At 68.4% G+C, this 11000-nt stretch carries 9 protein-coding genes and 1 pseudogene; all 10 read right to left on the bottom strand.

The window, feature by feature from the left end:
• Positions 1-49: 49 nt before the first annotated feature.
• Positions 50-2782, bottom strand: coding sequence for a DNA polymerase I (gene polA / locus C1I93_RS23470; RefSeq protein WP_111245461.1), 2733 nt, complete (start codon positions 2780-2782; stop codon positions 50-52).
• Positions 2783-2882: 100 nt separating this feature from the next.
• Complete coding sequence (locus C1I93_RS23465; protein ID WP_111245460.1) at positions 2883-3692, bottom strand: amino acid ABC transporter ATP-binding protein; 810 nt, start codon at positions 3690-3692, stop codon at positions 2883-2885.
• Positions 3689-4669 carry an amino acid ABC transporter permease gene (locus tag C1I93_RS23460; protein ID WP_111245459.1) on the bottom strand — a complete coding sequence of 327 codons (981 nt, stop codon included), beginning with the start codon at positions 4667-4669 and terminating at the stop codon, positions 3689-3691. The genes C1I93_RS23465 and C1I93_RS23460 overlap by 4 nt, the downstream gene beginning before the upstream one ends.
• Before the next feature lies 1 nt (position 4670).
• On the bottom strand, positions 4671-5579 hold the full coding sequence (locus C1I93_RS23455) for an ABC transporter substrate-binding protein (RefSeq protein ID WP_111245458.1): 909 nt from the start codon (positions 5577-5579) through the stop codon (positions 4671-4673).
• A gap of 33 nt (positions 5580-5612) precedes the next feature.
• Entirely contained in the window at positions 5613-6329 is a 717-nt protein-coding gene (locus C1I93_RS23450; protein ID WP_111245457.1) for an ABC transporter ATP-binding protein, read from the bottom strand.
• Positions 6313-7152, bottom strand: coding sequence for an ABC transporter ATP-binding protein (locus tag C1I93_RS23445; protein ID WP_420811797.1), 840 nt, complete (start codon positions 7150-7152; stop codon positions 6313-6315). The genes C1I93_RS23450 and C1I93_RS23445 overlap by 17 nt, the downstream gene beginning before the upstream one ends.
• Before the next feature lie 4 nt (positions 7153-7156).
• Entirely contained in the window at positions 7157-8266 is a 1110-nt protein-coding gene (locus C1I93_RS23440) for a branched-chain amino acid ABC transporter permease (RefSeq protein WP_111245455.1), read from the bottom strand.
• A complete protein-coding gene (locus tag C1I93_RS23435) occupies positions 8263-9213 on the bottom strand; it encodes a branched-chain amino acid ABC transporter permease (RefSeq protein ID WP_111245454.1) in 951 nt (316 codons plus the stop codon). The genes C1I93_RS23440 and C1I93_RS23435 overlap by 4 nt, the downstream gene beginning before the upstream one ends.
• Before the next feature lie 100 nt (positions 9214-9313).
• Positions 9314-10480, bottom strand: a complete 1167-nt coding sequence (locus tag C1I93_RS23430) for a branched-chain amino acid ABC transporter substrate-binding protein (RefSeq protein WP_111245453.1) — start codon at positions 10478-10480, stop codon at positions 9314-9316.
• Positions 10481-10753: 273 nt separating this feature from the next.
• Positions 10754-11000, bottom strand: a pseudogene (locus C1I93_RS31740) (hypothetical protein); the annotation flags it as partial.

The following is an 11000-nucleotide window of genomic DNA, read 5'->3' as shown; positions in this document are numbered from 1 at the left end:
CCACCCGCCAGCGGGGTCGGGCCGCCCCGTACCCCCCAGCCGCAGCGGCTCAGTGGTCGGCGCTGTTCCAGTCGCGGCCCTCGCCGACGGAGACCTCCAGCGGCACGGAGAGTGGGTACGCACCACCCATCTGGTGCCGGACCAGTTCCTCCAGTGCCGTCCGCTCCCCCGGTGCCACCTCGAAGACCAGCTCGTCGTGCACCTGGAGCAGCATCCGGGAGCGCAGTCCGGCGTCGCGCAGCGCGGTGTCGACGTGCAGCATGGCGACCTTGATGATGTCCGCCGCGGAGCCCTGGATCGGGGCGTTGAGGGCCATCCGCTCGGCCATCTCCCGCCGCTGCCGGTTGTCGCTGACCAGGTCGGGCAGGTAGCGACGGCGACCCAGGATGGTGGAGGTGTAGCCGTCCTGACGGGCCCGGGCGACCACCTCGTTGAGGTAGTCACGGACGCCGCCGAAGCCGGCGAAGTAGACCTCCATCAGCCCGCGGGCCTCCTCGGCGGTGATGCCGAGCTGCTGGGAGAGGCCGAACGCGCTCAGCCCGTACGCCAGGCCGTAGTTCATTGCCTTGATCTTGCGCCGTTGGTCCGGGGTGACCTCGGCCAGCGGCACCCCGAACACCGACGAGGCGGTGGCGGCGTGGAAGTCCGCGCCGGAGTTGAACGCCTCGATCAACGCGTCATCGGCCGACAGGTGCGCCATGATCCGCATTTCGATCTGACTGTAGTCGGCGGTGAGCAGGCACTCGTAGCCCTCGCCCACCACGAAGGCCCGGCGGATCCGCCGGCCCTCCTCGGTGCGGATGGGGATGTTCTGGAGGTTGGGCTCGGTGGAGGAGAGCCGGCCGGTGGCCGCCACCGTCTGGTTGAACGTGGTGTGGATGCGCCCGTCGTCGGAGACCGACTTGAGCAGCCCGTCCACTGTCGACTTGAGCCGGGCCACGTCCCGGTGCCGCAGCAGGTGGTGCAGGAGCGGATGCTCGGTCTGCGCGTAGAGCCACTGGAGGGCGTCGGCGTCGGTGGTGTACCCAGTCTTGATCTTCTTGGTCTTCGGCAGGTTCAGGTCGCCGAAGAGGATCTCCTGCAACTGCTTGGGCGAGCCGAGGTTGAACTCCCGGCCGATCACCTGGTACGCCCCCTGGGCGGCGGCCTTCACCTCGGCGGCGAAGTGCGCTTCCAGCTCGGTGAGGTAGTCGGTGTCGGCGGCGATGCCGACGCGTTCCATGTCGGCGAGCACCCGCATCAAGGGCAGCTCCACCCCGGCCATCAGCCGGGCGGACTGCTCGCCGTCGCGGGACAGCTCGGCGTCGATCGCCTCGGCCAGGTCGAGGGTGGCCCGGGCGTGCAGCATGAGATTCTGCTCCGCCTCGCCGTCCGCGCCGAGCCCGTCGAGCGTCAACTGGCCGTCGTTCGGCGTGTCCACCCGCAGCTCGCGGTGCAGGTAGCGCAGCGCCAGGTCGGTCAGGTCGTAGGACCGTTGGTCGGGGCGGGCCAGGTAGGCCGCGATCTGGGTGTCGCGGCTGACGCCCGCGAGGGACCAGCCGTGCGCGGCGAAGGCGAGCACCGCGGGCTTGCTGTCGTGCAGCACCTTCGGCCGGGTCTCGTCGGCCAGCCACCCGGCCAGCGCTGCCTCGTCGGTGGCGTCGAGTTTGCTCGGGTCGAACCAGGCCGCCGCGCCGTCGGCGGTGGCCAGGGCCATGCCGGTGACGCCTGCGGTGTGCCGCCGGTTGGGGCCGGTGTCGAGCTTGACCGCCACACCGACCGCGGCGCTCTCCGAATGATCGGCGCGCGCGGCGGCAGCGCCTGCCGGTGCGTGCGTCGCCAGCCAGCCGGCCAGGGCGCCCGGTGCGGTGAGCACCTCACCGGCCAGCTCGAAGCCCGCCTCCGCCTCCGGCTCGACAGCGTCGAGGTACTGGTAGAGGCGGTCCCGCAGGATGCGGAACTGGAGGGTGTCGAAGACCTGGTGCACCGCCTCGCGGTCCCACCCCGGCCAGCGGGCGTCCTCGGGTCGGACCGGCAACTCCAGGTCGGCGACGAGGCAGTTGATGTCGTAGTTGCGGATCACGTCGGCGAGCCGCTCGCGCAGGCTGTCGCCGGCCTTGCCCTTGATCTCGTCGGCGCGGGCGATGATGCCCTCCACCCCGCCGTACGCATTGATCCACTTGGCTGCCGTCTTGTCGCCGACCCCGGGGACGCCCGGGAGGTTGTCGCTCTTCTCGCCGACGAGCGCGGCCAGGTCGCGGTAGCGCTGGGGGGGCACGCCGTATTTCGCCTCGACCGCGGCCGGGTCCATCCGGGCCAGGTCGGAGACGCCCTTGCGCGGGTAGAGCACGGTGATCTGCTCGTCGACGAGTTGGAAGGCGTCCCGGTCACCGGTGGAGATCAGCACCGACATGCCCTGGTCACGGGCCTGGCAGGCCAGGGTCGCGATGATGTCGTCGGCCTCGTAGCCCTCCTTCTCCACCACCGGGACCCGCAGCGCGGCGAGCACCTCCTTGACCAGGCTGACCTGGCCCTTGAAGTCGGCGGGAGTCTCGCTGCGACCGGCCTTGTATTCTGCGTACTTCTCGGTGCGGAAGGAGCGGCGGGACACGTCGAAGGCGACCACGATGTGGGTCGGCCGCTCGTCGCGCAGCACGTTGATCAACATTGAGGTGAAGCCGTAGACGGCGTTTGTCGGCTGCCCCGTCGTGGTGGAGAAGTTTTCCACAGGCAGGGCGAAGAAGGCCCGGTATGCCAGGGAGTGTCCGTCGACGAGGAGCAGGCGCGGCGTCGTAGCTGTCACGGCAGCGACTCTAGCCCGTACCGCCGACATCCCCGGCCGCCGCCTCGCGGTGCCGGCACACCCGCCCCACACCGGTCCGCGACGGCCGGGGAATGTCGATTCAGAGCACCTTGGCCAGGAACGCCTTGGTGCGCTCGTGCTTCGGGTCGGCGATCACCTCGCGCGGGTTGCCGGACTCGACCACCACACCGTTGTCCATGAAGACCAGCGAGTCGCCGACCTCGCGAGCGAAGCCGATCTCGTGGGTCACCACGATCATCGTCATGCCGTCGTGGGCGAGATCCTTCATCACGTCGAGGACCTCACCGACCAACTCCGGGTCGAGCGCGCTGGTCGGCTCGTCGAAGAGCATCAGCTTCGGCTTCATCGCCAGCGCCCGGGCGATGGCCACCCGCTGCTGCTGCCCACCGGAGAGTTGGCTCGGGTAGTTGCCCAGCTTGTCACCGAGCCCGACCCGCTCCAGCAGCGCCGCCGCCCGCTCCCGCACCTCGGCCCGCTTCTCCTTGCGCACCAGCAGCGGCGCCTCGGTGACGTTCTCCAGGGCGGTCTTGTGCGGGAACAGGTTGAACCGCTGGAACACCATGCCGATGGCGCGGCGCTGGGCGGCGACCTCCTTCTCCCGCATCTCGTGCAACTTGCCGCCGCGCTCCCGGTAGCCGATCAGCTCACCGTCCACCCGGATCCACCCGGCGTTGATCTTCTCCAGGTGGTTGATGCAGCGCAGGAACGTCGACTTGCCCGAGCCGGAGGGGCCGAGCAGGCAGCACACCTCACCGGCGCGCACCTGCAGGTCGATGCCCTTGAGCACCTCGATCGACCCGAACGACTTGTGCACCTGTTCGGCGTGCACCATCGGGCCGGACTCCGCCGCCGGCACGCCGGTCTGGCCCGGCAGGGTCACCCCGGTCATACGCCCCCTCCCCCTCCGGTGGCGCCGCCGCCACCGACCGCCATGCCCCGGAGCCGGGCCTTGGCCTGGCCGGCGCGGGAGGTGCCCTTGGCGAAGTGTCGCTCCAGGTAGTGCTGCCCGGCCAGCAGCACACTTGTCAACAGCAGATACCAGATGGTCGCCGCGACCAACATCGGGAAGACCTGGAAGGTCCGGCTTCCCACCGCCCTGAGCTGGAAGAAGAGCTCGGCGGAGACCGGCACGAAGGCCACCAGCGAGGTGTCCTTGAGCATGGCGATGGTCTCGTTGCCGGTCGGCGGGACGATCACCCGCATGGCCTGCGGCAGCACGATGCGGCGCAGGATCTGGCCGCGGTTCATGCCCAGTGCCTGGGCTGCCTCCGTCTGCCCCTCGTCCACCGACTGGATGCCGGCTCGGATGATCTCCGCCATGTACGCCGCCTCGGAGAGGCCGAGCGCGAGCATGCCGGCGACGAAGCCGGTGAGGATGTCCACCGCCGAGAAGCCGAAGAGCCGTGCCTCGAAGTCCTGGATGCCGAAGAGCGCGCCGATCTGCCGGTCGAAGGGCAACCCGAACTCGATCCGAGCCCAGAGGATGCCCAGGTTGCCGAAGAGGATCGCCAGCACCAGCCGGGGCACCGCCCGGAAGAACCAGGTGTACGCCCAGGAGACGCCGCGCAGGACCGGGTTCTCCGACAGCCGCATGATCGCGATGACGACGCCCAGCACGATACCGATCAGCATGGAGGTCACGAGCAGCGCGATGCTGCCGCGTACTCCGGCCACGATCGGCGGGCGGAACATGTTGTCGATCATGAAGGACCAGTTGAACGCCTGATTCGTCACCAGCAGGTGCACGAACATGGCGACCAGCACCCCGATCACGGCGACGGCGACCCACCGCCCGGGATGCCGCACGGGCACGGCCTGGATGGGTTCCGGCCGTGCCCGTGCGGATTTATCGGTGTCGACCGACATGTCAGCTGGTCGGGTTCAGTGCCGAGGAGGTGATGGCACCGCCCTCGACACCCCACTTCTTCAACGCCGCCTCGTAGCTGCCGTCGGCGATGACCGCCTGCACGGCCTCCTTCAGCACCTCGGCGAAGGCGGTCTGGTCCTTCTTCACCGCGTAGCCGTAGGGCGCCGACTCGTAGATGTCGCCGAGCACCTCCAGCTGGCCGTTGCTCTGCTGCACCGCGTACGCGCCGACCGGCGAGTCAGCCAGCATGGCGTCGTTCTTGCCGCTGACCACGGCGGCCGTGGCGTCGCTCTGCGCCTGGTACTGGTCGATGCTGATCTTTGGCTGGCCGGCCTCGGTGCACTTCTTCGACCGGGCCTCGATGTCGTCGAGCTGGACGGTGCCGACCTGCACGGCGATCTTCTTGCCGCAGGCGTTGTCCGGGTCCACCTGGGCCGGGTTGCCGACCTTGGTGGCCCACTGGGTGCCGGCGGAGAAGTAGCTCACCATGTTGACGGTCTGCAGCCGCTCCGCGTTGATCGTGAACGAGGAGACACCGATCTCGTACTTGCCGGAGTCCACACCCGGCAGGATGGCGTCGAACGGCGCCGACTCGTACTCCGCCTTCAGGCCGAGCTTCTGGGCGACCGCGTCGAACAGCTCGACGTCGAAGCCGATCACGGTCTTGCCGTCGGTGTCGAGGAACTCCGCCGGAGCGTACGTCGCATCGGTGCCGACCTTGATCACACCGTCGGCCTTGATCGCGTCCGGCACCTTCGCGGCGAGCGCCGAGTCGGCGTCGGCGGTCACGGTCGGACCCGCACCAGGCTGATCGTCCTCCTTCTCGCCACACGCGGCCATCGAGAAGGTGAGCAACGCCGCGCCGGCCACGCCGAGCACGGCCCGCCGACTGCCATTGAGTTTGAACATGTCGTACTCCTTGCCAAGAGGGGTGACGGCCGGTCAGGCCACGCCGAGGTAGGCCTCTTTGACCGACGGGTCGTGCAGCAGCTCCGCGCCGGTGCCTTCCTTGACGATCCGGCCCGTCTCCAGCACGTACGCGCGGTGCGCCCGGGCGAGGGCCTGCTGCGCGTTCTGCTCCACCAGCAGGATGGTGGTGCCCTGCTCGTTGATCTCCGTGATGATGCTGAAGATCTGCTGGATCAGCATCGGCGCCAGACCCATCGACGGCTCGTCGAGCAGCAGCAGCTTGGGCCGGCTCATCAGCGCCCGGCCGACGGCCAGCATCTGCTGCTCACCGCCGGAGAGGGTGCCACCGACCTGCTTGCGCCGCTCCTGCAGCCGGGGGAACAGCTCCAGCACCCGGGCCAGGTCCTTGGCCACCTCGGCCCGGTCCCGCCGGGTGTAGGCGCCCATGTCCAGGTTCTCCAGCACCGTCATGCCGGGGAAGATCCCCCGACCCTCGGGCGCCTGGCAGAGCCCACGGCGCACCCGCAGGTCGGCCCGGAGCTTGGTGATGTCCTCACCGGCGAACCGGATGCTCCCGGAGGCCACCGGGCGGATGCCCGAGATGGCCCGCATAGTGGTGGACTTGCCGGCGCCGTTGGCACCGATCAGGGCCACGATCTCGCCCTCGTTCACGGTGATGCTGATGCCGTGCAGCGCCTTGATCCGCCCGTACAGCAGACTGACGTCTTCGATCTCAAGCAACGTCGTCATCCGGCACCCCCAGGTAGGCCGCGATCACCCGGTGGTCCTCGCGCACCTCGGCGGGGAGCCCATCAGCGATCTTCTTTCCGAACTCCAGCACCACGATCCGGTCGGTCACGCCCATCACCAGCCGCATGTCGTGCTCGATCAGCAGCACGGTGACACCCTGATCCCGGATCTTGCGGATGAGCTGGAGCAGCTCCTCCTTCTCCGCCGGGTTGAAGCCGGCAGCCGGCTCGTCCAGGCAGAGCAGCACCGGGTCGGTGGCCAGCGCCCGGGCGATCTCCAGCCGGCGCTGCTCGCCGTACGACAGGTTGCGGGCCAGGTCGTGCATGCGGCCGGGAATACCGACGAAGTCCAGCAGCCGCTCGGCCTTCTCCCGCCCGTCGCGCTCCTCCCGGTGGTGCCGGGGCAGCCGGAACAGCGCGGAGAGGACGCTGGTCTTGTGGTGGGCGTCCGCACCGACCTGGATGTTCTCCAGCGCAGTCATCTCCGGGAACAGCCGGATGTTCTGGAACGTCCGGGCCATGCCCAGTTTGGTGATCTGGTGCTTCTTCTTGCCGGTGATCCGCTCGCCGCGGAACCGGATCTCGCCCTCGGAGGGCTGGTAGATCCCGGTCATCGCGTTGAAGCAGGTGGTCTTGCCGGCGCCGTTGGGGCCGATCAGCCCGAGGATCTCCCCCTTGTAGAGGGTGAAGTCCACGTCGTTGAGCGCCACCACGCCGCCGAAGCGCAACGTCACGTGGTCGACCTCCAGCAACGGCTCCCGGGTGGCGGCGGTGGACTCCGCCGCAGGGGGGCCGGCCTGCTCGGGAACTGTCGGCTTCTGCACGGTCTCACCCACCGACGATCACCTCCTTGCGACGGTCCTTGAACTCCGCCGCTCGTCGTCGGTTCGGTATCAGTCCCTGCGGCCGGAAGATCATCATGACCACCAGCACCAGGCCGAAGAACATGAACCGGTACTCGTAGAGCTGGATGCCGAGCAGCTCGATGCCGCGGAACCGCTCGATCATGTACGCCACCAGGCCACCACCGACGATCGCGCCGACGATGTTGCCCGAACCGCCGAGAATCACCGCGGCCAGGATGATGATCGAGTTGAGCAGTTCCAGGTTCTGCGAGCTGACGAAGTTCTGCTTGCCCGCGAAAAGCGCACCGGCCAGGCCGCCGATGAACGCGCCCGAGGCGAACGCCCAGAGCTTGAACTTGAACGTCGGCACACCCATCAGCTGCGCCGCGTCCTCGTCCTCCCGAATGGAGATCCAGGCCCGGCCGACCCGGCTGCGGTTGAGGTTCCGCACCCCGATGACCACCAGGATGATCAGCGTGAGGACCAGCCAGTAGTACGGCCGCGGGTCGAGCACGCCGAAGATCGGCTTGCCGTCGGCGTAGCTGCCCGGCGGGTGCGGGATCTGGTTGAAGCCCCGCTGTCCCTTGAGGAACTCGGAGCTGGTCGCCGCCACCCGGATCATCTCGGCGAAACCGAGCGTCACGATGGCCAGGTAGTCACCGCGCAGTCGCAGCGTCGGGGTACCCAGCATCACACCCGAGATCATGGTGAGGACCAGCGCCACCGGCAGGGCCAGCAACCACGGCCAGAGGGTCTTCAGGTCACTGCTCGGCGAGGTCAACACCGCCACCGTGTACGCACCGACCGCGAAGAAGCCGAAGTAGCCCAGGTCGAGCAGGCCGGCGAAGCCGACCACGATGTTCAGCCCGACCGCCAGCAGCACGTAGATGGAGATGGTGAAGAGCACCTGCCCGAAGTTCGACCCGGTGGTCGGGATCGGCCCGAGCCACTGGTAGAACTCCCGGTTCGGCAGCGCGTAGAAGAACACGATCACCGCCGCGATGACCGCCCAGCGCATCCAGCGCGGCGCGTGGTGCCACCGCTCGGAGACCGCGTGCCGGCCCGAATAGATCCATTCCCTGACGCTTGTCATGCGCGGGCCCTCCCCAACGACTCGCCCAGCAGACCGGTCGGCCGGAACATCAGCAGCACGACCAGGACCACGAAGGCGACCAGGTCCTTCCAGTTCGCCCCGAACAGGGCGGAGGCGTAGTTCTCGACCAGGCCGAGCAGCAGCCCGCCGATCAACGCGCCGCGCAGGTTGCCGATGCCGCCGAGGACCGCCGCGGTGAACGCCTTCAAGCCGAGCAGGAAGCCGACGCTGTAGGTGAGCGTGCCGATCCGGATGTCGTAGAGCATGCCGGCGACCCCGGCCATCGCTCCACCGATGATGAAGACGATGAGGATGATCCGGTCCTTGTTGATGCCCATCAACGCGGCCGTGTTCTGGTCCTGGGCGACCGCCCGGATGCCCCGGCCGACCCGACTGCGGTTGATGAACAAGTCCAGAGCGACCATCATCGCCAGCGCCGACCCGATGACCAGCAACTGCACCGCCGTGACGTCGGCACCGAAGACGGTGAACAGGACGTCGTTCTTGACCACTGTGGGAGCACCTACCGGAAGCCGGCGGGTGTAGATGCCGAACGCCTCGGCGATCGCGATCGAGGCGCCGATCGCGGTGATCAGGAAGGCCAGCGGCGGCGCGTTGCGCTTACGCAACGGCCGGTACGCCACCCGCTCGATCACCGTCGCGGTGCCGGCCGAGGCCACCGCCGCGATCAGGGCACCCACCAACAGGTAGAGCATGATCGAGCCGAACCCGCTGACCACCGAGTCCCGGTCCAGGCCGAACGCGGCCCAGCCCCAGATGGCGGCGAACGCGCCCGCGATGAAGACCTCGGAGTGGGCGAAGTTGATGAGTCTCAGCACGCCGTAGACCAGCGTGTAACCCAGCGCGACAAGGGCGTAGATGGCGCCCACTGTCAGCCCGGTTATCGTATATCCCCCGAAATCGGAGAACAGGGCGTTGAAGTCCAAGGAAGGGCACTCCGTACAGGAAGGGAAGACAGTGGGGGTGCAGCCGGGAAATTTGCTCCCGGCCACACCCCGCAATCACAGCGGAACCGTTACCGGACGGTCAGACCTTCGGGATCTCCTGGTCCGGCACGACCTTGCCGCCCACGACCTTGTACGCCCAGACCTTCACCTGGGTGGGGTCGAGCTCACCGGTCTCGGTGAACTTGTAGCTCGCCGCAACACCTTCGCCGGTGTAGCCCTTCACGAACTCCAGAATCCCCTCGCGGGTGCCCTTACCGGCCTTGATGCCGGCGAGCAGGATGTTGGCCGCGTCGAAGGCCACGTCGCTGTAGGTGCCGGGCTCCGCGCCGTTGAGCGCCTTGAAGTCCTCGACGAAGCTACCGCGAGCCTCGGTGGCCGGCTGGCACGGGCAGGTGAGGATGGTGCCCTCGGCCGCCGCCGCACCGGCACTCTCGATGTAGGCGGGGTCGTTGACGCCGTCGCCGGCGACCAGGGTGGCGGTGACACCAGCAGCGGTCAGCTGCTTGCGGACCAGGCCAGCCTCCTGGTAGTAGCCGCCGTAGAAGACCGCGGTCGCGCCGGAGGACTTGACCTTGGTGACGGTCGCCGAGAAGTCGTTCTGCTTGCCCTCGCCCTGGACCTTGTCGCTGCCGACAACCGCCGCGCCGAGGAGCTTCTTCACCTCGTCGGCCAGGCCGGCGCCGTACGCGGACTGGTCGTCGATGACGTAGACCTTCTCGGCCTTGAGCACGTCCTTGATGTACGTGCCAGCCGCGGGGCCCTGGCTGTAGTCGTTGCCGACCGCCCGGAAGAAGGTCTTCCAGCCCTGGTCGGCCAGGCTCGGCCGGGTCGCGGACGGGCTGATGTGCACCAGACCGGCCTCGGAGAAGAGCGGGTTGGCCGCCTCGGACTCACCCGAGAAGGCCGGACCGACGATGCCGATGATCTTCTCATCGTCGAGTGCCTGCTGCGCCAGACCAGGGGCCTGCTCCGGGTTGCCCTGGGAGTCCAGCGGCACCAGGGTCACCTGGCAGTCGGCGTTCTCCTTGTTGTACTTGTCGACGGCGAGCTTGACGCCGCCGTTCATGTTCACGCCGAGCGCCGCGGCCGGGCCGGTGAGCGCACCGAAGAACGCGATCTTGCTACCGCAACCGTCGGCGCTGGCCTCGCCGTCGCTTCCACTGTCAGACTTGCAGGCGGTCACGCCGCCCATGGCGAGAGCGGCGATCGCCACCCCACCGACCAAACGTACGAGCTTCTGCCTCACGGCCCGAACCCTCCTCCGTCCCATGGCCCGAACCACCCGCTACCTATTGGCCCTTGCGGGGGCGGACGAACCAGACCGTCGTCGCGGTCTGGGGCCGGACGTTATCCCACGGTGTAGCAATGGCGTAAGCCCCGGGGGAGGCCGTTGACCGAACCGTTACACGCCGTGGCGAATAGGGGGCGATCGCTGTAAGAGCCCACCATGGAAGCGGCGGTTACGAGATCTCTTCACCTTCGTTTCGTCGACAATGCACCGGCTTTCGGCACCAATCCGTCACCCACCCGCCGACATCGACCCCCACCAGGCACGAGCACCCGTTCCCGGGTCCGCGAGCACCACCAACTGATCTCCATGCAGGGTCACCGCCAACCCCACGTCGCCACCGGACGGCACCGCCACCGGCACCGAAACCGCCCGCCACGAGTCGCCGGCATCCGCAGAGAACCAGAGCCGATGACCATCCCCGTCGACCGTCGCCACCGCCACCCGGTCACCGCCACCCGCCACCGACCGCACCGAG

Source organism: Micromonospora endophytica, from assembly GCF_003236305.1.
GTDB lineage: Bacteria > Actinomycetota > Actinomycetes > Mycobacteriales > Micromonosporaceae > Micromonospora > Micromonospora endophytica.
Note: the sequence above shows the minus strand (reverse complement) of the source record. Positions and strands in the feature narration are given on the sequence as shown.

Excerpts from the sequence above, each read along its gene's own strand:
- C1I93_RS23455 (WP_111245458.1), bottom strand. The coding sequence starts at position 5,579 with ATGTTCAAACTCAATGGCAGTCGGCGGGCCGTGCTCGGCGTGGCCGGC.
- C1I93_RS23460 (WP_111245459.1), bottom strand. The coding sequence starts at position 4,669 with ATGTCGGTCGACACCGATAAATCCGCACGGGCACGGCCGGAACCCATC.
- C1I93_RS23450 (WP_111245457.1), bottom strand. The coding sequence starts at position 6,329 with ATGACGACGTTGCTTGAGATCGAAGACGTCAGTCTGCTGTACGGGCGG.
- C1I93_RS23465 (WP_111245460.1), bottom strand. The coding sequence starts at position 3,692 with ATGACCGGGGTGACCCTGCCGGGCCAGACCGGCGTGCCGGCGGCGGAG.
- C1I93_RS23440 (WP_111245455.1), bottom strand. The coding sequence starts at position 8,266 with ATGACAAGCGTCAGGGAATGGATCTATTCGGGCCGGCACGCGGTCTCC.